General features: G+C 70.9%; 18 protein-coding genes and 2 tRNA genes. 11 read left to right on the forward strand and 9 right to left on the reverse strand.

Annotation, left to right across the window (positions count from 1 at the left end; genetic code table 11):
* The first annotated feature begins 42 nt into the window (after positions 1-42).
* From ACIBHY_RS30615 to ACIBHY_RS30630, 4 genes are all read left to right on the forward strand, one after another.
* On the forward strand, positions 43-1,020 hold the full coding sequence (locus ACIBHY_RS30615; protein ID WP_397244363.1) for a phosphotriesterase: 978 nt from the start codon (positions 43-45) through the stop codon (positions 1,018-1,020).
* A 41-nt stretch (positions 1,021-1,061) separates the two neighbouring features.
* Positions 1,062-1,448 carry an STAS domain-containing protein gene (locus tag ACIBHY_RS30620; protein ID WP_379610321.1) on the forward strand — a complete coding sequence of 129 codons (387 nt, stop codon included), beginning with the start codon at positions 1,062-1,064 and terminating at the stop codon, positions 1,446-1,448.
* 10 nt (positions 1,449-1,458) lie between these two features.
* The gene (locus ACIBHY_RS30625) at positions 1,459-2,352 is read left to right on the forward strand and encodes an RNA polymerase sigma factor RpoD/SigA (RefSeq protein ID WP_397308483.1); all 894 of its coding nucleotides are present in this window, start codon (positions 1,459-1,461) and stop codon (positions 2,350-2,352) included.
* 110 nt (positions 2,353-2,462) lie between these two features.
* The gene (locus ACIBHY_RS30630; protein ID WP_397244359.1) at positions 2,463-2,894 is read left to right on the forward strand and encodes a hypothetical protein; all 432 of its coding nucleotides are present in this window, start codon (positions 2,463-2,465) and stop codon (positions 2,892-2,894) included.
* A gap of 273 nt (positions 2,895-3,167) precedes the next feature.
* Here ACIBHY_RS30630 and ACIBHY_RS30635 read toward each other — a convergent pair whose 3' ends face one another.
* The 7 genes from ACIBHY_RS30635 to ACIBHY_RS30665 form a co-directional block, all read right to left on the reverse strand.
* The gene (locus tag ACIBHY_RS30635) at positions 3,168-4,445 is read right to left on the reverse strand and encodes a hypothetical protein (RefSeq protein ID WP_397308484.1); all 1,278 of its coding nucleotides are present in this window, start codon (positions 4,443-4,445) and stop codon (positions 3,168-3,170) included.
* 296 nt (positions 4,446-4,741) lie between these two features.
* Positions 4,742-7,399, reverse strand: a complete 2,658-nt coding sequence (locus ACIBHY_RS30640) for a Tex family protein (protein ID WP_397308485.1) — start codon at positions 7,397-7,399, stop codon at positions 4,742-4,744.
* Positions 7,400-7,427: 28 nt separating this feature from the next.
* On the reverse strand, positions 7,428-8,591 hold the full coding sequence (locus ACIBHY_RS30645; protein WP_397308486.1) for an amidohydrolase: 1,164 nt from the start codon (positions 8,589-8,591) through the stop codon (positions 7,428-7,430).
* Between the two features lie 32 nt (positions 8,592-8,623).
* On the reverse strand, positions 8,624-9,118 hold the full coding sequence (locus ACIBHY_RS30650) for a hypothetical protein (protein ID WP_397308487.1): 495 nt from the start codon (positions 9,116-9,118) through the stop codon (positions 8,624-8,626).
* Entirely contained in the window at positions 9,115-9,552 is a 438-nt protein-coding gene (locus ACIBHY_RS30655; protein WP_397244349.1) for an RpiB/LacA/LacB family sugar-phosphate isomerase, read from the reverse strand. Before ACIBHY_RS30655 ends, ACIBHY_RS30650 begins: the two co-directional genes overlap by 4 nt.
* 15 nt (positions 9,553-9,567) lie before the next feature.
* Positions 9,568-9,640, reverse strand: a tRNA-Arg gene (locus tag ACIBHY_RS30660).
* A 1-nt stretch (position 9,641) separates the two neighbouring features.
* A tRNA-Met gene (locus ACIBHY_RS30665) sits at positions 9,642-9,714 on the reverse strand.
* A gap of 264 nt (positions 9,715-9,978) precedes the next feature.
* Between ACIBHY_RS30665 and ACIBHY_RS30670 the strand changes: the two genes are divergently transcribed.
* From ACIBHY_RS30670 to ACIBHY_RS30700, 7 genes are all read left to right on the forward strand, one after another.
* A complete protein-coding gene (locus ACIBHY_RS30670) occupies positions 9,979-11,040 on the forward strand; it encodes a DUF917 domain-containing protein (protein ID WP_397308488.1) in 1,062 nt (353 codons plus the stop codon).
* Positions 11,037-12,584 carry a hydantoinase/oxoprolinase N-terminal domain-containing protein gene (locus tag ACIBHY_RS30675; protein ID WP_397308489.1) on the forward strand — a complete coding sequence of 516 codons (1,548 nt, stop codon included), beginning with the start codon at positions 11,037-11,039 and terminating at the stop codon, positions 12,582-12,584. The genes ACIBHY_RS30670 and ACIBHY_RS30675 overlap by 4 nt, the downstream gene beginning before the upstream one ends.
* A gap of 77 nt (positions 12,585-12,661) precedes the next feature.
* Positions 12,662-14,269, forward strand: a complete 1,608-nt coding sequence (locus tag ACIBHY_RS30680; protein ID WP_397244343.1) for an ABC transporter substrate-binding protein — start codon at positions 12,662-12,664, stop codon at positions 14,267-14,269.
* On the forward strand, positions 14,269-15,285 hold the full coding sequence (locus tag ACIBHY_RS30685) for an ABC transporter permease (protein ID WP_397244341.1): 1,017 nt from the start codon (positions 14,269-14,271) through the stop codon (positions 15,283-15,285). Before ACIBHY_RS30680 ends, ACIBHY_RS30685 begins: the two co-directional genes overlap by 1 nt.
* On the forward strand, positions 15,282-16,127 hold the full coding sequence (locus ACIBHY_RS30690) for an ABC transporter permease (RefSeq protein WP_397244339.1): 846 nt from the start codon (positions 15,282-15,284) through the stop codon (positions 16,125-16,127). Before ACIBHY_RS30685 ends, ACIBHY_RS30690 begins: the two co-directional genes overlap by 4 nt.
* Positions 16,124-16,852: an ATP-binding cassette domain-containing protein gene (locus tag ACIBHY_RS30695; protein ID WP_397308490.1), complete on the forward strand. Its 729-nt coding sequence runs from the start codon at positions 16,124-16,126 to the stop codon at positions 16,850-16,852. The genes ACIBHY_RS30690 and ACIBHY_RS30695 overlap by 4 nt, the downstream gene beginning before the upstream one ends.
* 86 nt (positions 16,853-16,938) lie before the next feature.
* Positions 16,939-17,742 carry an ABC transporter ATP-binding protein gene (locus ACIBHY_RS30700; RefSeq protein WP_397308491.1) on the forward strand — a complete coding sequence of 268 codons (804 nt, stop codon included), beginning with the start codon at positions 16,939-16,941 and terminating at the stop codon, positions 17,740-17,742.
* A gap of 26 nt (positions 17,743-17,768) precedes the next feature.
* On the opposite strand, the gene ACIBHY_RS30705 is transcribed toward ACIBHY_RS30700, so the two are convergent.
* The gene (locus ACIBHY_RS30705; protein ID WP_184959987.1) at positions 17,769-18,125 is read right to left on the reverse strand and encodes a DUF742 domain-containing protein; all 357 of its coding nucleotides are present in this window, start codon (positions 18,123-18,125) and stop codon (positions 17,769-17,771) included.
* Entirely contained in the window at positions 18,118-20,007 is a 1,890-nt protein-coding gene (locus tag ACIBHY_RS30710; RefSeq protein WP_397244333.1) for a nitrate- and nitrite sensing domain-containing protein, read from the reverse strand. The genes ACIBHY_RS30705 and ACIBHY_RS30710 overlap by 8 nt, the downstream gene beginning before the upstream one ends.
* Between the last annotated feature and the right edge of the window lie 150 nt (positions 20,008-20,157).

Here is a 20,157-nt window from a genome sequence, read left to right on the forward strand (position 1 = left end):
CTTACGGTTGCGCGATCAGACCAGCCGGTATGGAGGTTCGGGATGCCCACCGTCAGCACCGTCCGCGGTCCCGTCGACGTCGAGGAACTCGGCCAGACGCTCATGCACGAGCACGTCTTCGTCGTCTCCACGGAACACCTGGAGAACTACGGCAAGGGTGGCTGGTGGGACGAGGAGTTCCGGGTCGAGGACGCGGTGCGGAAGCTCGGCGCGATGGCCGCCAAAGGGGTCCGGACCATCGTCGATCCCACGGTGTGGGGGCTCGGCCGCTACATCCCGCGCATCCAGCGGATCGCGGCGGCCGTACCGGAGCTGAACATCATCGCCGCGACCGGGATCTACAGCTACCACGAGCTGCCGCACCAGTACGAGCACCGCGGTCCCGGGCTGGTGCTCGACATGCCGGACCCGATGATCGACGACTTCGTGCGCGACCTGACCGTGGGCATCTCCGACACCGGGGTCAAGGCGGCGTTCCTCAAGTGCGTGGTCGAGCAGGACGGGCTCACGCCCGGCGTCGAGCGGATCTGCCGGGCGGTCGCGCGGGCGCACACGCTGACCGGGGCGCCGATCACCGTGCACACGAACTCGTTCACGCAGTCCGGGCCGGTGGCGCTCGACATGTTCGCCAAGGAGGGGGTGGACCTGACCAAGGTGGTCGTGGGACACGCCGGGGACACCAATGATCTCGACTACCTGATGAGGCTGGCCGACACGGGGGCGACGCTCGGGATGGACCGGTTCGGCCTCGAGCTCTACAACCCCACGGCCCAGCGGGTAGCCACGATCGCGACGCTGTGCGAGAGGGGCTACTCCGATCGGATGGTGCTCAGCCATGACGCGGCCTGCTTCATGGACTATTTCGGGGGGATGTGGGACGAGGCCCTCGCGACGGCGGCGCCCAAGTGGCGCTACGATCACATCCACGACGACGTGCTGCCCGCCCTGCGCGCCTCGGGTGTGACCGATGAGCAGATTGAGCAGATGCTGGTGTCCAACCCGAGACGCCACTTCTCGTAAAGTGGTGGGATCGGAAGACCGACGCAGGTAGGTGGAACTGGGTGACTTCGGAGCAAGCCCTGTCGATCAGCCTGGGCCTTCAGGGGCCCTGTGTCATCGCAAGGCTCACGGGGGACTTCGACTTCGGCTCCGCGGCCGAAGTGCGCGACCGCGTCACCAAGGCCCTCGACCTCACCCAGCCACCCATGCTCGTCATCGACATGCAGGCGGTGAGCGTCTGCGACTCCTCAGGTCTGTCCGTCCTGGTCTACCTGCACAAGGCCGTCACGGCCTCCGGCGGGCGGCTGCTGCTGGCCGGGCTCAACGGCCGCTGCAAGCACCTGTTCGCGATCACCGCGCTCGACAAGTTCTTCGACATCCGCACCACGGCGGAGCTGGCCATCGCCGAACTCAGCGACGACGGGAATTCGCCGCCGTTTACCGGGTAGTCGCCGGTGCATGTCATCGGAAGAGCCCGACCTGCTGGGCATGTACCTGCGCCAGATCGGCAGGACGCCGCTGCTGTCGGCCGCGGACGAGGTCGATCTGGCCAAACGCATCGAAGCCGGCCTCTACGCCGGCCATCTGCTCGCGGGCGGCGCGGACTGCGCTGACCTGCGCCAGCTCCGCGCGGACGGCGAGGACGCCAAGGACCGGCTGATCCGGGCGAACCTGCGGCTGGTGGTGTCGACGGCCAAGAAGTACGCGCACCGCGGGCTGCCGCTGCTCGACGTCATCCAGGAGGGCAGCCTCGGGCTGATCCGGGCGGTGGAGAAGTTCGACTACCGGCGCGGGTACAAATTCTCGACCTATGGGATGTGGTGGATCCGGCAGGCGATCGAGCGCGGCATTCACGACAAGAGCCGTACCGTCCGGTTGCCGATCCACGTGGCCGAGAACGTTTCCCGATTCTTCCGGATAGAGCGGCGGTTGGCGATCGACCTGGGCCGCCCGCCGTACGACACGGAACTGGTGGAGGCGTCGGGGCGCTCACTCGACGAGATCACCGGACTGCGCCGGCTCGCCCGGGAAACGGTCAGCCTCGACCTGCCCGTGGGGGAGGGCGGCGACACGAGCATGGGCGACCTCATCCTCGACGAGGACGGGTTCAGCGCGGCGGAGTCCATGGAGTGGCGGGCGTTGAGCGAGGAACTGGAGGTCGTGTTCACGACTCTCCCGCCGCGCGAGGCGTTCATCCTGAGATTCCGGTACGGCCTGGCCGGCACCCGTAAACAGACTTACACCGAAATAGGATCCCGGCTCGGGCTGACCAGGGAGCGCATTCGGCAACTGGAGAAACAAGCCCTGAAACGCCTCCGCCAGTGCGAGCCGTTACTCGCGTGGGCTTCATAACGCGCCCACTAAAGGTGGATTGACTGTCCAGAACGCCTGATGGTTAATCAAGGTAACTGAGGCCGCTTCAAACAGGGGGAAGCGGCCATCCAGCTAGTTCTGGGGGCAGAATGCTCAGACGTCTCGCCGGAGCCTTAGCGATCACCACGGCCGCCACGACCTTGGTGATCGCCGCACCCTCCGCCGCGAACGCCTCGTCCACCACCACCATCGCCACCATGGAATCCGCCAAGAGACAGCTCATCCGCACCAAGATCTACTGGGGACGGTGCAAGGACACCTGCCGGGTCCGGGTGCGCATCAAGAACATCTCCTCCAAGCGCCTCTACGACGTGAACCTGCGCGCCAAACTGCGCGTGAACGGCCGCTACATGGGCCTGTGCCGTGACCACGTGGGCCAGATCCGGCCACGCGGCGTCCGCTGGGCGTCCTGCACGGTCCGCGGCGCGAAGCTCAACCGCATGTGGGACCGGTACCTGGACGGCCGGATCCGCTGGGACACCCGCGTCAACACCGTCGTCCACTACGAGTGGTACGGCTGACCTGCCCCAGCGCTGGACCGTGCCATCAGCACGCGAAAAAGGGGTCGAACCCGGTTCGACCCCTCACCGTGGTTCGTGGACCTAGGCGGTGATCATCAGAGCGAGACCGATCAGCACGACGATCGGGACGACCCAGACCACGGCCTCAGCAGCGAACTCCTTGTACATCGTGTAGATCTCCCTCTGGTCGCCCGCATCCGGGCCGCGGAAACGTCAACGTGCAGCATAGCCGTACGACATGAGAACTCCGTCCACACGACCTTGTGCGAGAGGTCACTCCTCCGGCTGCCGTCGCTGTGCCAGCGTCTTGCGCAGGCCGGCCAGCTTCTCGTCGGCCATCCGCGCGGGGAGCCCGGGGGCGTCCGCGTCGATCTGGGCATGGATCGCCGGCTCGTCGGCGACGCGTCGCGTCCATGCCCGTACCACCGCGGGCATCGCGTCCGCCGCCTCCCGGCTGAGCGTCGCCTCCCTGGGCAGCCACACCGTCAGGAAGGCCGACACCCGCGCCGGACTCCACCACAACCCCCGATCCCCCACGAACTCCACCAACACCCGATACGCCTCCACCACCCCGGGCACGCCGGCCAGCTCGGAGAACTCCGCCAGATCCGGCACGTGGAGGCCGCTCACCGGACCTGCCGTCGGCCCGGCGGGCGGTGGCGGGTCTGCCGGCCGGGGCTGCGCGTGGTCCGGTCGCGCCGGTTCTTCGGCCGGCGGCGCTTGGGCTTCGGCCGGCCAGGTGTGCCCCGGGTCAACGGCCGACTGGGTCAGGGCGTCGGCCGCTTGGGCCGGATCGTCGGCCGGCCGGGGCCGGGCGTGGTCTGGCTGTGCTGGTTTGTCGGTCGGCCGGGTCTGGGCCGGTTGGGTCGGGTCTTGGGCTGGCCTGGTCTGGGCCAGGTGGGTCGGGTCTTGGGTTGGCCCGATGTGGGTGTGGGCTGGGTCGGTTTTGGTGGGGTGGGCCGGGATGGAGCGGGTGCGGGCGAGGGTAAAGGCGCGTAGCGGGGGGAGGGTGTCGGCCACGGGGGCGCCGAGCAGCATGTCCAGCAGCGAGAAGGCCTCCAGGACGCGTCCGGCGACCAGCGCCGGGTCGGCCGGGCTCAGGCCCAGGTCGTCCAGGAACTTGGGCTCCTCGACCGCGGCGTCCACCGCGATGCCGCCGTTGACCTGGTCGATGGCCACCACGACGGTGTGGGGTTCCTTGCCGTTCCGGTACCGGAAGGTGAGCGCCGCCAGGACCTGCTCACCGTAGGGGTCGGCCTTGCCGTACCAGGCGGACTCGCACGTGACCTCACCCATCCGCCCAAGCCACTCCGGCCCCGGGCCCGCAGCCCGCACAGGTGTACCCACCGAGGTGAGCGCAGCGGCCACAAGAGCCGCCTCCGCCCCGGAAGCACCCTCCAGCAGCCCGCCGAACGCCTCCTCGTCACCGCCGTCCTCATCGAACTCGGCGACCAACCGGCTGGCCCACAGCTCAGCCCGCAGCGGCGACCGCCACCTCAGCAGATCGCCCGCCTGCGCGATGGCCACCCCATACCGGTCACTCGTCGTCATCCCTCGACCGTATCGCCTGCCCACCCACCCCACGCACCCACACGACAACCCCCCGGCCCTACACGGGGTGGCGCTGCGCACCGTCTCTACCGCGGTGCCCGGCTGTGCGGGGGCCAGCGTGCCTGACCACCGGCTCTGTAAGCAGGACCGACTGGCCGAGGCGCACGGGCTTGTGCTGCCTGGTCTCACGGCGGCAAGGGGGCGGGTGCTGCCCGAAAGGGTGCCGGAGACGGCTCATGCCGCCTGGACGTGTGGGTCCGGGCGGCATGAGGTGTCTGGCTGCAGGCGGGGTTGGGTCAGCGGGGGTCGTCGCCGGTCAGGCCCGCCTTGCGGAGGGCTTCGGCCATCGCGCCCGACGGGGCCGGGCGGCGGCCGCCGTCGCGACCGCCACGCTGGCTGCCGCCACGCTGGCCGTCGCGGTTACCGCCCTGGCCGCGCGCGTTGTCGCGACCGCCGCGGCCGTCACCGCCGCGGCCGTCGCCACCGCGATTGTCGCCGCCCCCGCCGGTGCCGCCCTGGCCGTCGCTCCGGCCGGAACCGGGCTTGCCGTCGCCACGGGTTCCGCCGCCGCGGGCGTCGCCGGTCCTGGCGTCACCACGGCCGCCCCTGCCGGAAGCGCCCTGGCCCGAACCGCCACGACCGGAGGCGCCACGACCGGAACCGCCCTGGCCGGGACCGCCGCGACCGGGGCCGCTCTGGCTGGGATCGCCCTGGCCCGAACCGCCCTGGCCCGAACCGCCCTGGCCGGGGCCGCCGGCCTGGCCGCCTCGGGGGCGGTCGGTTCGGGGGCCTCGGGGGCGGGAGTCGGTCTCGGTGTCGTCTTCCAGGCGCAAGGTCAGGGAGATGCGCTTGCGGGGGATGTCCACGTCGAGGACCTTGACGCGGACGATGTCGCCCGGCTTGGCCACGTCGCGCGGGTCCTTGACGAAGGTGCGGGACATGGCCGAGACGTGTACGAGCCCGTCCTGGTGGACGCCGACGTCGACGAAGGCGCCGAAGGCGGCCACGTTGGTGACGACGCCCTCCAGGATCATGCCCGGCGTCAGGTCGGACAGCTTCTCCACGCCCTCCTTGAACGTCGCCGTCTTGAAGGCGGGTCGCGGGTCGCGGCCGGGCTTCTCCAGTTCGCGCAGGATGTCGGTGACGGTCGGCAGGCCGAAGGTGTCGTCGACGTAGTCGTGCGGCTTCAGGGAGCGCAGGGTCGCGGTGTTGCCGATCAGCGTCTTCAGGTCGCCCTCGATCGCGCCGAGCATGCGGCGCACCACCGGGTAGGACTCGGGGTGCACGCTGGAGGAGTCGAGCGGGTCCTCACCGCCGGCGATGCGCAGGAAGCCGGCGCATTGTTCGAAGGCCTTCGGGCCCAGCCGCGCCACGTCCTTCAACGCGGTGCGGGTGCGGAACGGGCCGTTGGTGTCGCGGTGCTGGACGATGTTGTCGGCCAGGGTGGAGCCGATGCCGGACACGCGGGTCAGCAGGGGCGCCGAGGCGGTGTTGACGTCGACGCCCACCGCGTTGACACAGTCCTCGACGACCGCGTCGAGCGAGCGGGAGAGCTTGGTCTCCGACAGGTCGTGCTGGTACTGGCCGACACCGATGGACTTGGGGTCGATCTTGACCAGCTCGGCCAGCGGGTCCTGGAGCCGGCGGGCGATCGAGACCGCGCCGCGCAGCGAGACGTCCAGTTCGGGAAGCTCCTGCGACGCGTACGGCGAAGCCGAGTAGACCGAAGCCCCCGCCTCCGAGACCACGATCTTGGTGATGCCGGGCATGTGCTTGACCAGCTCCCCGGCGAGCTTGTCGGTCTCGCGGGAGGCGGTGCCGTTGCCGATGGCGATCAGCTCGACGTTGTGGCGCTGGGCCAGCGCGCCGAGGGCGGCCAGCGACTGGTCCCACTGCCGCTTGGGCTCGTGGGGATAGATGGTGGCGGTCTCGACGACCTTGCCGGTGGCGTCGACGACGGCGACCTTCACGCCGGTGCGCAGGCCGGGGTCGAGGCCCATGGTGGCGCGGGTGCCGGCGGGCGCGGCGAGCAGCAGGTCGCGCAGGTTGGTGGCGAAGACGCGCACCGCCTCCTCCTCGGCCTCCTGCCACATGCGCATGCGCAGGTCGAGGCCCAGGTGGACGAGGATGCGGGTGCGCCAGGCCCAGCGCACGGTCTCGCCCAGCCACTGGTCGGCGGGCCGCCCCTGGTCGGCGATGCCGAAGCGGGCGGCGATGCGCGGCTCGTAGTCGGTGCCCTCGTCGGGTTCCAGCGTGAGGGAGAGGATCTCCTCCTTCTCCCCGCGGAACATCGCCAGGATCCGGTGGGAGGGCAGCTTGGTGAACGGCTCGGCGAAGTCGAAGTAGTCGGAGAACTTGGCCCCCGCCTCCTCCTTGCCCTCGCGTACCTTGGCCGAGAGCTGCCCGCGGCTCCACAGCTGCTCGCGCAACTCGCCGATGAGGTCGGCGTCCTCGGCGAAGCGCTCGATGAGGATGGCGCGCGCGCCTTCGAGCGCGGCGGCGGCGTCGGCCACGCCCTCGGTGAGGAAGCCCTCGGCCACGGCCAGCGGGCTCAGCGAGGGGTCGGCGAGGAGCTGGTCGGCCAGCGGCTCCAGCCCCAGCTCGCGGGCGATCTGCGCCTTGGTGCGCCGCTTGGGCTTGTAGGGCAGGTAGATGTCCTCCAGGCGGGCCTTGGTGTCGGCCGCCATGATCTGCGCCCTGAGCTCGTCGTCGAGCTTGCCCTGCGACTCGATCGACTCCAGGATGGCCGCCCGCCGCTCTTCCAGCTCGCGCAGGTAGCGCAGCCGTTCCTCGAGCGTGCGCAGTTGCGCGTCGTCGAGAGTGCCCGTGACCTCCTTGCGGTAGCGGGCGATGAACGGCACGGTGGCGCCGCCGTCGAGCAAGTCGACGGCCGCCTGAACCTGCCCTTCGCGCACCCCGAGTTCTTCCGCGATCCGCTGGTGAATAGAGAGCACTTGCCTGCCTTTCGATGGTCCCCGCCGGTCAATTGTGCAGGACCGCGCCGTCTTTCATGACCAGAGAGCGGGGCGGATGGGTCACCACTGCCTCGGCCGCGCCGCCTGCCGGCACCACGACGAGGTCGGCCCGGTCGCCCGCGGACAGGCCGTAGCCGGTGAGGCCGAGCGCCCGCGCGCCGCCGTAGGTCGCCGCCTCCAGCGCGAGCTCGATGTCGGGATCGGAGCGGAAGGTGCTGCGGTAGGCCAGGTGCATCGCCCGCTCCAGCATGTCGCCGGAGCCGTAGGGCCCCCACAGGTCGCGGATGCCGTCGTGGCCGCAGGCGACGACCACCCCGGCCGCGCGCATCTTCTTCACCGGTGGCACCGGGAAGTTGTAGACGGCGCCGGTGGCCAGCGCCACGCCCGCGTCGGCGAAGCCCTCGGCCAGGCGGCCCTGGTGGGCCTCGTCGATCTGGCCCAGCGCGTAGGCGTGGCTGACCGTGACCCGGCCGCCCAGCCCCAGCGCCCTGGTGCGCTCGGTGATGAGCTCCAGCTCCCAGGCGCCGAGCGTGCCGCCGTCGTGGAGGTGGATGTCGAGGTGGGCGCCATAGCGCTCGGCCAGACCGAAGATCAGGTCGAGGTGGCGCACCGGGTCGCGGTCGATGCCCGCGGGGTCGAGCCCGCCGACGGCCTCCACGCCGCTCTTCAGCGCCGCTTCGAGCAGCTCGGCGGTGCCGGGGTTGGTGAGCACGCCGTGCTGGGGGAAGGCGACCTGCTGCACGGTGACCGGGACGCGGCCGGCCGCCTCGCGCACCGCCTCGACGCCGCGCAGGCCGGCCTCGGGGTCGATGTCGGTGTGGGTGCGCGCGTGGGTGGTGCCGCAGGCGCTCATCCGCCGCAGCAGCCGCTCGATCCGCTCCACGCTGGGCACGCCCAGCTCGGCCCGTCTGGCCAGGTCGTTGCCGATCCGTCCGGCGAGGGTGTCGTCGGCGGAGTGGGGCACCCACGGCCCGCCGTAGAGCGTCTTGTCGAGGTGGCAGTGTGACTCGACGAGGCCGGGCAGCACGAGCTGGCCGGTGACGTCGACGACGTGGGCGGCGGGGACGTCGAGCGCGGCGCCGACCTGCTGGATCAGGCCGTCGCCCACCAGGATGTCGGCCGGCGCCCCCTGCCCCCAGGGGTGGCCGCCGCGCAGGAGTGTCGCGGTCATGGCAGAACCATAGACCCGGGGACCGACGAAACTCAGCCCTCGCCGAGCCTTCCCACGGGGGCGACCACGTGGCGTTTCGCCCCTGTACAGACCCATTCGGGGGTGTTGTTCACGTGCAGTCCGAAGCCGTGAACGGGGCAGAGCGGCCAGCTCGTCCAGAGCACCTCGACGATGATCTCCTGGGCGAGGTCGGCCACCTCCGCCAGCGGGTCGGCGCTCTGGCGCGGGTCGAAGCCGGTGGACGAGGCCTGCCCGCCGTACTCCACCCGCAGCCACCCGTCCCCCCACGCGGGCGCGCACACGCGCAGCCGCCCGGGGACCGCGGTCGCGTCGAGGTCGCGCTGCACCGTCCGCACGGCCAGGTCCAGGCGCGCGAAGCCGGTGAGGAGAGTACGAAGGTCCAGGTCGGCCGGTACGGCCACGCCAAGCCCCTCCAGCTCCACGGCCAGCTCCACGACCCGATCGCCGGAGAGCTCACCGGCCGAGACGGCCGCGTGGACCTCCCCCGCCAGCTCCTCGAACGTCACCTGATCTCGCCCAGCCGCGCCACGTTGGCCACGTCGTCCGCGTCGGTGCTCGGCGTGCCCGCGAACCACGCGTCCAGGATCTCGGTGAGCAGCGCCGGCGACGTCAGCCGGATGCTCAGGGCGAGCACGTTGGCGTCGTTCCAGGTACGCGCGCCGTCGGCGGTGTAGGCGTCGGCGCACAGGGCCGCGCGCACGCCGGGGACCTTGTTGGCCGCGATGGCGGCGCCCGTGCCGGTCCAGCAGGAGACGACGGCCTGCTCGGCACGTCCCTCCGCCACGTCGCGGGCGGCCGCCTCCGACGCCCACGCCCAGTCGTCGCGCTCGGCGTCGTCGAGGGCGCCATGGGTGATCACTTCGTGGCCGCGAGCGCGCAGCTCGGCCACCACCGTCCCGGCCACCCCGTCGAGGCTGTCGGCCGCCACTGAAATGCGCATGCTCCGATGTTCTCGTGCCTTCGGCTGGAATCGAACCAGCGACCTCCTGCTCCGCAAGCAGGCGCGCTCTCCACTGCGCCACGAAGGCGTGACGGGTGCGGGGATCGAACCCGCCTGGAGCGGCTTATGAAACCGCCGGGCACACCAGCGCCCCCACCCGTCCGGACATGCGAATGCCCCGGGAACCATGTCCCGGGGCACGAGTCGTACGTTCCTAGGCCCAGGACATGCCGCTACGGCGGTCACGCATTCGGAGGGTGTTCATGACTGGTCCTTTCGGGCGATGTGACGAGGATGTCGTGAAGGGGGCGTGCGATGCAACGGGATTAAGGCCGGTCTCCACCAGGTTCGCAGCCGGGATTGCTCATGTGGGCACGAACGGGAGTTCGCGGGGGTAAGTGATAAACGACCACTACGGTGGCTTGTGTGCTGATCAAAGAGGATGACATCCCTGCTCTCGCGAGGGGCTGCGCGGTGCTGGGCACCGGAGGCGGCGGCGACGTACGCACCGGTTCGTTAGCTGCGCGGCGGGCGATCCAGGCGTACGGCGGGGTTCCGCTCATCGAGCTCGCCGATCTGCCGGAGGACGCCCTGATCCTCCCGCTGTCCGGGATCGGCGCGCCGACGGTCAGCCACGAGATGATCCACAGCGTGGACGAGCCGAAGCGGATCGCCGAGGAGGTGGAGCGCATCTTCGGCCGTGCTCCGGCCGCGGTGATGTCCTCGGAGATCGGCGGCGGCAACGGGGTGGCGCCGGTCGCCTGGGCGGCCCAACTCGGGCTGCCCCTGCTCGACGCCGACGGCATGGGCCGGGCGTTTCCCGAGGTCCAGATGGTCTCCATGTACGTGGCAGGGCTCCCCGCCGACCTGGTGATCATGTCGGACGTGGCGGGAAACGTCGTGACCATCAGGCCCGTGGACGGCTTGTGGTCGGAACGGCTGGCCCGCGCCGTCTGCGTGGCCGCCGGATCGAGCGCGCTGATGGCCGACTATGTGCTGACCGCCGGGCAGGCGCGCGGCGCGGTCATCGAGGGTACGGTCACCCGCGCGATAGCCGTGGGTAGGGCCACCGAGCACACCGCCGACCCGCTCCACGCCCTTCAGGACGAACTGGGCGCCCGCCGCCTGGTCACCGGCAAGCTCACCGACGTCGAACGCCGCACCTCGGGCGGCTTCGTCAGAGGCTCGGCCGTGATCGAGGGCACCGGCGCCGACCGCGGCCGCACGCTCACCCTGGAACTCCAGAACGAGAACCTGGTCGCGCTGGAGGACGGCCGGGTCCGCGCGATCGTCCCCGACCTGATCACGGTCGTGGACACCGAGACCGCGATCGCCGTCCAGACCGAGTCGCTGCGTTACGGTCAGCGCGTCACCGTGCTCGCCTGGGCCTGCGACCCGCTCTGGCGGACCGAGAAGGGCCTGGAGACGGCCGGCCCGGCCGCGTTCGGCTACGACCTGGACTACGTGCCCGTGGAGGAGCTCGCATGACGTTGCGCATCGGAATCGACGTCGGCGGCACCAACACGGACGCGGTGGTGCTCGACGCGGCCGACCGGGTGGTGGCCAAGGCCAAGCGCGCCACCACGGCCGACGTCACCGGCGGCCTGCGCGCCGCCCTGGACGCCGTCCTGACCGAACTGGCCCGCACCGGCCCGGCGGACCGGGTCGGCAGGGTCATGCTGGGCACCACCCACGCCACCAACGCGATCCTGGAGCGCCGCAACCTCGGCCGGGTCGCGGTCGTGCGGCTGGGCGCGCCCGCGACCACGTCCGTGCCGCCGCTGTCGGACTGGCCCGCCGACCTGCGCGCCGCGGTCTCGGCCGGTGAGGCGATCCTGCCCGGCGGCCACTACGTGGACGGCCGCCCGATCAGCCCCCTCGACCTGGACGCCGTCCGCCGTTTCCTGGACGGCGTCAAGGCCGACGCGGTGGCGGTGTCGGGTGTGTTCAGCCCGGCGGACGCCGAGCACGAGCGCCTCGTCGGCGAACTCGTCGAGCGCGAGTACGGCCTGCCGGTCAGCCTCAGCCACGAGATCGGCTCGCTCGGGCTGCTGGAGCGCGAGAACGCGACCGTGCTCAACGCCGCCCTGTACGGCGTGGCCGCCGCGGTCACCGGGGCGCTGGTGGAGGCCCTGGCCGAGAGGGGCCTGACGGCGCGGCCGTACCTGGCGCAGAACGACGGCACGCTGATGACGGTGGAGTACGCCGCCCGCCTGCCCGTCTCCACGATCGGCTCGGGACCGGCCAACTCGCTGCGCGGCGCGGCGTTCCTGTCGGGGGTGAAGGACGCGATCGTGGCCGACGTCGGCGGCACCTCCACCGACCTGGGCGTGCTCATGGGCGGATTTCCCCGGGAGTCGGCCGCGGCGGTGGAGATCGGCGGCGTGCTCACCAACTTCCGCATGCCCGACATCCTGGCCATCGCGATGGGCGGCGGGACCCGGTTGCGCCCCGGTGCGATCGGCCCGGACTCGGTGGGGTACCGGCTGGCGGAGTCCGCGCTGGTCTTCGGCGGTACGGTGCCCACCATGACCGATGCGGGCGTACAGGCCGGGCGCATGCCCGGCGCGCCGCGCGAGTGGCGCTCGGCGCTGGACGAGCACGTGGGTGCGGCGGTCATGCTGGCGGATAGCCTGGTCATAGCCGACGAGATGGTGGCCGACGCCGTGGACCGCATGTCACTGGGCCGGGCCGACCGCCCGCTGGTCGCGGTGGGCGGCGGCGCGTTCCTGCTGGCCGGGCGGATCCCCGGCGTCAGCCAGGTGATCAGGCCCGAGCACGCCGAGGTGGCCAACGCCGTCGGCGCCGCGATCGCGCTGGCCAGCGGCCGGGTGGACACGATCGTGCCGGCGGGCGCCGGTCGCGCGCGGGCCATCGAGCGGGCCAAGGAGGAGGCGGCGGCGAAAGCCGTGCAGGCGGGGGCGGATCCCGCTCGTGTTGAACTGGTGGATGTGCACGAGGTTCCGTTGAGCTATCTGGCGGAGCCGGCGGTGCGCCTTCATGTAAAGGCCGCAGGTCCGCTATCGAATTGACGCCCAACGGCGGACGTTCGTCGCTACGATCTTGCCGCGGCTGAAGCCGGACAAAACCCATTGAAAGGACCCCATATATGCACTGGCACAAGCGACTGGCCGTCGCCGGGGTCGCCGGCGCCGTCGCTCTGACCGCCTCCGCCTGCGCCGGCGGACAGGTGCGCGGAGCCGGCGGGACGCCGGGGCCCAGCGAGTCGGCCGCCGCCACCGGCGGGGCCGCGCCCAAGCAGAACGACGCCACCTTCGTCTACTCGCCCAACCTGGGCGTGGTCACCGACTGGGACCCGGCCACCTCGTACTCCAACGAGATCGTCGCCATGTCCAACATCTACGAGGGCCTGACCAGGTACAACGCCGAGACGAAGAAGCCGGAGCCGCGCCTCGCGACCGAGTGGTCGTCGGCCAAGGACGGCAAGGAGTGGACCTTCAAGCTTCGCCAGGGCGTGAAGTTCCACACCGGCAAGCCCATGGACGCCGAGGCGGCCAAGAAGGCCATCGAGCGCACGATCAAGATGAACGGCGGCCCCGCCTACATCTGGAGCGCCGTCGACACCATCGAGGCCGTCGACCCGGCCACGTTGAAGTTCACGCTCAAGTACGCCACCCCGCTCGACCTCGTCTCCTCCGCCGGGTACGCCGCCTACATCTACGACGTGGACGGCGTGGACAAGGACGGCAAGAAGGACGGCGGCACCGGCCCGTACACGATCGACCAGTGGCAGAAGGGCAAGGAGACCGAGCTCACGCTGAAGGCGTACGAGGGCTACTGGGGCGGATGGAAGCCCGACCAGTACAAGAAGGTCGCCTTCCGGGTCACCCCGCAGCTCACCACCGCCTGGCAGCTGCTGCAGCGCGGCGAGGTCAACTACGTGCAGCGCCTCAACCCGCAGCTGTTCGAGCAGGCCGGGATGACGGAGGGCGTCCAGGTGAAGCAGACGCCGTCGTTCCAGAACCTGCTGGTGTTGTTCAACACCGAGTCGGGCCCCACCAAGTCCGCCGAGGTACGGCAGGCCCTGCAGCTGGCCATCGACTACGACGGCCTGGCCGCGGCGCTCAAGGGCGCGGGCACCAAGAGCAGCGGCCTGGTCCCGCAGGGACTGCTCGGCCACGTCTCCGGCATGGAGCCCAAGCAGGACCTGGCCAAGGCGCAGGAGCTGCTGCAGTCGGCCGGTTACGGGCCCGACAACGAGGAGCTGAAGCTCAAGCTGACCTACGCCCAGGGCGACGACGACCAGAAGCTCCTGGTCACGCTGCTGAGCTCGGCGCTGAAGAACGTCAACGTCGCCGTCGAGGCCAAGCCGATGGCCTGGGAGGCGCAGTGGGACCTGGGCAAGAAGAAGGGCCAGGACATCTTCGTCATGTACTGGTACCCGGACTACGCCGACGCCTACAGCTGGTTCCTCAACGTCTTCCGCAGCAAGGAGCCGCCTGAGTTCAACCTGTCATACCTGAAGGACGCCGAGATCGACAAGGCGATCGACTCGCTGCCCGAGCTGACCGCCACCGACCAGCTCAAGGCCGACCAGGTCTACTCCGAGCTGCAGAAGAAGATCATTCAGGAGAAGGCGGCGGTGGCGGTGCCGTACGTGCAGACCTACCAGCGCGCGCTCACCGCCGACGTGAAGGGCTACGTCGACAACCCGGCCTACCCGAACGTGGTGTTCTTCTACAACCTGTCACGCTGATGTGGCGTTACCTGCTCCGCCGGCTCGGCCAGGCACTCCTGGTCGTGGCCGGCGTGGTCACGCTCACCTTCGTGATCATGCGGCTGGTGCCGGGCGATCCGGCGGTGGCCTTCGCGGGGCCGAAGGCCTCGCCGGAGGAACTGGCGGCGGCGCGGGCGCGCTTCGGGCTGGACGACCCGGTGCCGGTCCAGCTGTGGAACTACGTACGCGACCTGGTGACCGGCGACTGGGGCACCAGCCTGCACACCCGGCGCCCGGTCCGCGAAGATCTGATGACGGCCTTCCCCGCCTCGCTGGAGCTGGTGGGGGCGGCGCTGATCCTGGCCATCGCGCTGGGCATCCCGATCGGCGTGCTCGCCGCCCGCTACAAGACGGGATTTCCGGATCTGGGGGTACGCGTCGGCTCCATGCTGGCCGTCTCCATCCCCGTCTTCTGGCTGGCCCTGGCCGTACAGACGGTCTTCGCCAGCAACCTCGGCTGGTTCCCGGTGGCCGGTGAGTACGACGGGAGCCTGGACAGCACGAGCCCGCTCACCCTCTGGACCAACATCACGATCGTGGACGCGCTCATCACCGGCAACTGGCCCATCTTCACCAGCACGCTGCAGCACCTCGTCCTGCCCGCCCTCGTGGTGGCGGCCTACCCGGCCGGCGTGATCGCCCAGCTCACCCGCGCGGCCCTGATCGAGGAGGCGGGCCAGGACCACGCCAGGCTGGAGCGCGCCCTGGGCTTCTCCGAGTCCAAGATCCTCACCAGGTTCGCGCTGCGGGCCGCGCTCAACCCGGTGCTGTCGCTGATCGCGCTGGTCTTCGCCTACGCCATGGTCAACGGCTTCCTGGTCGAGGCGGTCTTCAACTGGCCCGGCCTCGGCCGCTACGCGGTCGACTCGATCCGCTCGCTGGACACCCCCGCCATCGCCGGGATCACCCTGCTGATCGCGATCGTGTACGTGCTGAGCAACCTGGCCGTCGACCTCCTGCAGGGCGTCGTGGACCCGAGGGCGAGGGCCCGATGAAGGCACCAGAACCGCGCAGGACGCTGCCCCGGATGCCCGACCGGTTCGCCGCCGCGGGGGCCGTGCTCATCGTCCTGGTCGTGCTGGCCGCGCTCTTCGCGCCGTGGCTGGCGCCGTACCCGGTGGACGAGCCCAAACCGCTGGAGGCGCTGCTGCCGCCGAGTGGCGAGCACTGGTTCGGCACCGACCAGGTGGGCCGCGACGTGTTCACCCGCGTGCTGTACGGCGGGCGCACCTCGCTGGGCATCGCCGTGGCGGTGCTGGCCTCCTCCGCGCTGGTCGGCGTGAGCCTGGGCATGATCGCGGGATACGCGGGCGGCTGGCTGCGCGATGTGATCATGCGGATCACCGACATCTTCCTGGCCTTCCCCGCGCTGCTGCTGTCGCTGGCGCTGGCCGTGGTGCTCCAGCCGAGCGTCACCACGGTGATCGTGGCGATCGCGGTCACCTGGTGGCCCTGGTACGCGCGGCTGGCCGCCTCGGTCGCCGCCTCCGTGGCCAGCCGCCCGTACGTGGACGCCGCCCGGTGCCTCGGCGTGCCCGCGCCGCTGATCGTGGCGCGCCATGTGCTGCCGAACTCGCTGACCCCCGTGCTCGTCCAGGTCTCGCTCGACGCCGGTGGCGTGATCCTGACCGCCGCCGCCCTGTCCTACCTGGGACTCGGCGCCCACGAGCCGACCGCGGAGTGGGGCCTGATGGTCGAGCAGGGCCAGACCCTGTTCACCACGAACTGGTGGGTGGTCACCTTCCCCGGCCTGGCGATCGTCCTGACCGCCTTCGCCTTCAACGTGCTGGGCGAGGGCCTGCGCAACGCGCTGGATCCGAGAAGGGTGGTGCGATGATCGAGGTACGTGACCTGGAGGTCCGCTACGGCGCGCGGACCGTCGCCCGCGTCCCCGAACTCGACGTGGCCGCCGGTGAGTGCGTGGCGATCGTGGGGGAGAGCGGCTCGGGCAAGTCGACGACGCTGATGTCGCTGCTGGGCCTCACCGAGAACGCCGACGTCACGGGCAGCATCAAGGTCTGCGGCCTGGACGTGCGCGCGGCCTCGCCCCGCGAGCTGCGCGCGATCAGAGGCGCCCGCGCGGCCCTGGTCATGCAGTCGCCGCAGGCCGCGCTCAGCCCGACCACCCGCCTGGGCACGCTGATGCGCCGCGCGCTGAAGCTCCATAGCGTCACCGCCGACCCGGTGGCCGCGGTGAAGGCGGTCATGCTGGACCCGGCGATCCTGCGCCGCTACCCGCACGAGATCTCCGGCGGCCAGGCCCAGCGCTTCGCGATCGCGCTGGCCATCGCCCTGGGCGCGGAGGTCGTCCTGGCGGACGAGCCCACCAGCGCCCTGGACGTCACGGTCCAGGCCGAGGTGATCACGGTTCTGCGCCGCCTGCAGCGCGAGCGCGACCTGGCCATTCTGCTCGTCTCCCACGACCTGGCCCTGGTCAGCACCATCGCCGACCGGGTGCTGGTCATGAAGGACGGCGAGGTCGTGGAGTCGGGCCCGGCCGCGCGCGTCCTGGCCGACCCGTCCCACCCCTACACCCGCGACCTGCTGGAGGCCACGCCGTGACGATCCTGCGCGCGCAAGACCTCACTCTCGGGTATACGAAGTTGAGGAGCTCGCGACGATATGGCGAGCAGTCCGTCGTCCACGACGTGAGCCTGGACGTGACCGCGGGCGGCGTCGGCCTGATCGGCGAGAGCGGCTCCGGCAAGACCACGCTCGCCCGCGCCTTCCTCGGCCTCCTGAAGCCCCAGAAGGGCACCATCTGGTACGGCGGGCAGGACCTGAGAAAGGCTGACATGCGGGCCTTCCGGCGTGACGTCCAGCCGGTCTTCCAGGCCGAGTCGCTCAACCCCCGCAGGCGCGTGGGCGCCTCGATCGCCGAGGGCCTGCCCGGCCGCGACCGCGTCGGCGAGCTCATGGAGCAGGTCGGCCTCGACCCCGCCCTGGCCGTCCGCCGCCCCCACGAGCTGTCCGGCGGCCAGCGCCAGCGCGTCGTCATCGCCCGCGCCCTGGCCGTCGGCCCGAAGCTGCTGATCCTCGACGAGCCGACCAGCGCCCTGGACGTCACCGTGCAGGCCAAGGTGCTCGACCTGCTGGCCGGGCTGGACACCGAGCGCCTGCTGATCACCCACAACCTCGCCGTCGTGGGCAGGCTGTGCGCGACCAGTCACGTGCTGTTCGCCGGGCGGGTGGTCGAGTCGGGACCGACAGCCGAGCTGCTGGCCGCGCCTGCCCACCCCTACACCAGGGCGCTCAGGGACGCCGTGCCCACGCTGGGCGGGCAGCCGCCGCAGGCGGGCACCAGCGCGCCGCCTGCCGAGACGGGGTGCCCGTTCCGGTCGCGCTGCCCGCTGGCCGTACCGGAGTGTGAGCGCGCGCCGGAGACGCGCGAGGTGGGTGAGGGGCGCACGGTGGCCTGCCACCGCGCGGAGGACGTGCTCACCGGGCCATAAAGCCGCTCACCGGGCCCTTATGCCGCTTACAGGGCCTTGAGGCCGCTGATCACCTCCAGCAGGACCCGCTTGTCGGGCGCGGGCGGCGGGTGCTCGACCTGGACGAGCTGCTGGGCGTGCAGGTCGCCGACCAGGACGCGGACGACGCCGATGGGCAGGTTCAGCTCGGCGGCCACGTCGACGAGCCGGGTGGGCTTGGTGCACTTCTGCATGATGATCAGGTGCTCGGGGCCGAGGCCCATCGGCGGGGTGAGGCCTCCGGCGGTGATGATCACCGCGATCAGGTCGATGGCCTCGCTCGCGGGGACGGTACGCCCGCGGGTGAGGAGGTACGCGGGCACGATCGGCCCGGCGTCCTCGTCGAGCCAGCGCTCGTCACTCACCGCGCACCACCTTGATGGGGCGGGCGGTGGGCTCGGCCGGCGTCTCGCTCTGCTGCGTCACATGCTCTGCCGGGATCAGCACGATGGCGGTGGTCCCTCCATATGGTGAACCGCGCAACGTCACGCGGATGTCATGCCTGGCGGCCAGGCGGGCGACGACGAACAGGCCGAGCCTGTCGCTGTCGGCAAGGTCGAATTCGGGCGGGCTGGCCAGGCGCGTGTTCAGGTCGGCCAGCTCCTCGGGGCTCATGCCGAGCCCCCGGTCCTCCACCTCGATGGCGAAGCCCCGGGCGGCGGCCTCGCCGCGCACCATGACCGGGGTGTGCGCGGGCGAGTACACCGTGGCGTTCTCGATGAGCTCGGCGATCAGGTGGATGACGTCGCCGACGAGCGGCCCGGCCAGCGCGTGGCTGGGCATCGGCTCGACCGCCACCCGCTGGTAGTCCTCCACCTCGGCGGTGGCGCCGCGCGCCACGTCGTGCAGCGGCACCGGCTTGCTCCAGCCTCGGCCGGGCGTCGCGCCGGACAGGATGATCAGGCCCTCCGCGTGGCGGCGCATCCGGGTGGTGAGGTGGTCGAGGCGGAACAGGTCGTCCAGCGCGTCCGGCTCGGTGGCCTTGTGCTGCATGCCCTCCAGCTGGATGCGCTGGCGGTGCAGGAGCGTCTGGCTGCGCCTAGCCAGGTTGCGGAAGACGTGGCCGACGCCCTCGCGCAGCTGCGCCTGGCCGACGGCGGCCTCGACGGCGGTGCTCTGCACGGTGGAGAAGGCCTGGCCGACGTCGTCGATCTCGGTCGTGGTGCTGGCGACCTTCACCTCGGGCACGTCGATCTGCTCGCCCTTGCGCAGCTTCTCGACGACCTGGGGCAGCCGGTCCTGCGCCACTTCCAGCGCGGCCAGCCGGAGCGTGACCAGTTCCTTGGACAGCCGGTTTCCCGCGCGCATCGAGATCACGATGGACACGATCACGAGCGCGAGGCCGGTGCCGCCCAGGATGACCGCGCGCAGCAGCACCGAGTCGGCCACGGGGGCGGCGCGCGCGGTGAGCATCTGCGAGGCGGTCATCTGGAAGTCCTGGAAGGACTTCGACAGCGACTCGGTGGTGGTGACCCAGCCCTCCGGGGTGCGCCCGGCGATGATCTGGTCCTCCATCACCCGCATGCGCTGGTAGAGCGGCGAGGTGAGCAGGGCCACCTGCGCGTCGCGCATGGCCGGGTCGAGCTCGGCGACGGACTGGTCGACGAGGAAGCGCCGGTTGCCGACGAGCTGGGTGAAGATCCGGCGCTCCTGCGCGGTGGTCGGGCCGGAGGCGACGGCCTGCTCCCTGGTGAGCAGTTCCTTGGCGTAGCCGAGGTCGATCACGATGCGCGACTGCTCGTAGATCGGGATGTCGTCGACGAAGGCGACCCGCCGGTGCAGGCCGAACAGCGAGTCGATCATGGCGCTGTAGGTCTCGATGGCGTGCACGCGCGCGGTGAGACCGGCGTCGATCTCGCCCCTGAGCGCGTCGATCCGGCCGAGCTGGATGAGGACCTGGTCGACCTGGGAGCTGATCGAGGGGGAGGCGTCCTTCGACTTGGCGGTCTGGACCTTGAACTCCTCGGCCGCCTGGTCGGTGCGGGCGCGCTGGGCGTTGGCCGACGAACGCTCCATGCTGCCGCCGGAGCGCAGCAGGCGCGTCGAAGCCAGCCGTTCGCGCTGGATCTCACTGATCAGGCGATAGGCGGGATGGCGCAGGTTGGACCACAGCGTGGTGTACTCCCTGAGCTCCAGGCTCTCGCCCGCGGTCACCGCGGCGATCACGCCCCACAACACCACCATCGACATGAGCGGAACCAGCAGCAGACCGACGATCTTCATGCGGATCGTTCTGCTGCGGGTCATTGACACCTCACTCCGGCCGGTCCCCAACTGGAAACCCCGGACGGGACAAGCCTTGAGGATAGCAATTCGATCACCAGAATTCCCTATTTTTCAGGACTTTCGGGCATCTGTGGCGTCATCTTGCAGTAGTTTCAGGCGCAACATCGGTCA

It is taken from the genome of Nonomuraea sp. NPDC050547 (assembly GCF_044457345.1).
Classification (GTDB): domain Bacteria; phylum Actinomycetota; class Actinomycetes; order Streptosporangiales; family Streptosporangiaceae; genus Nonomuraea.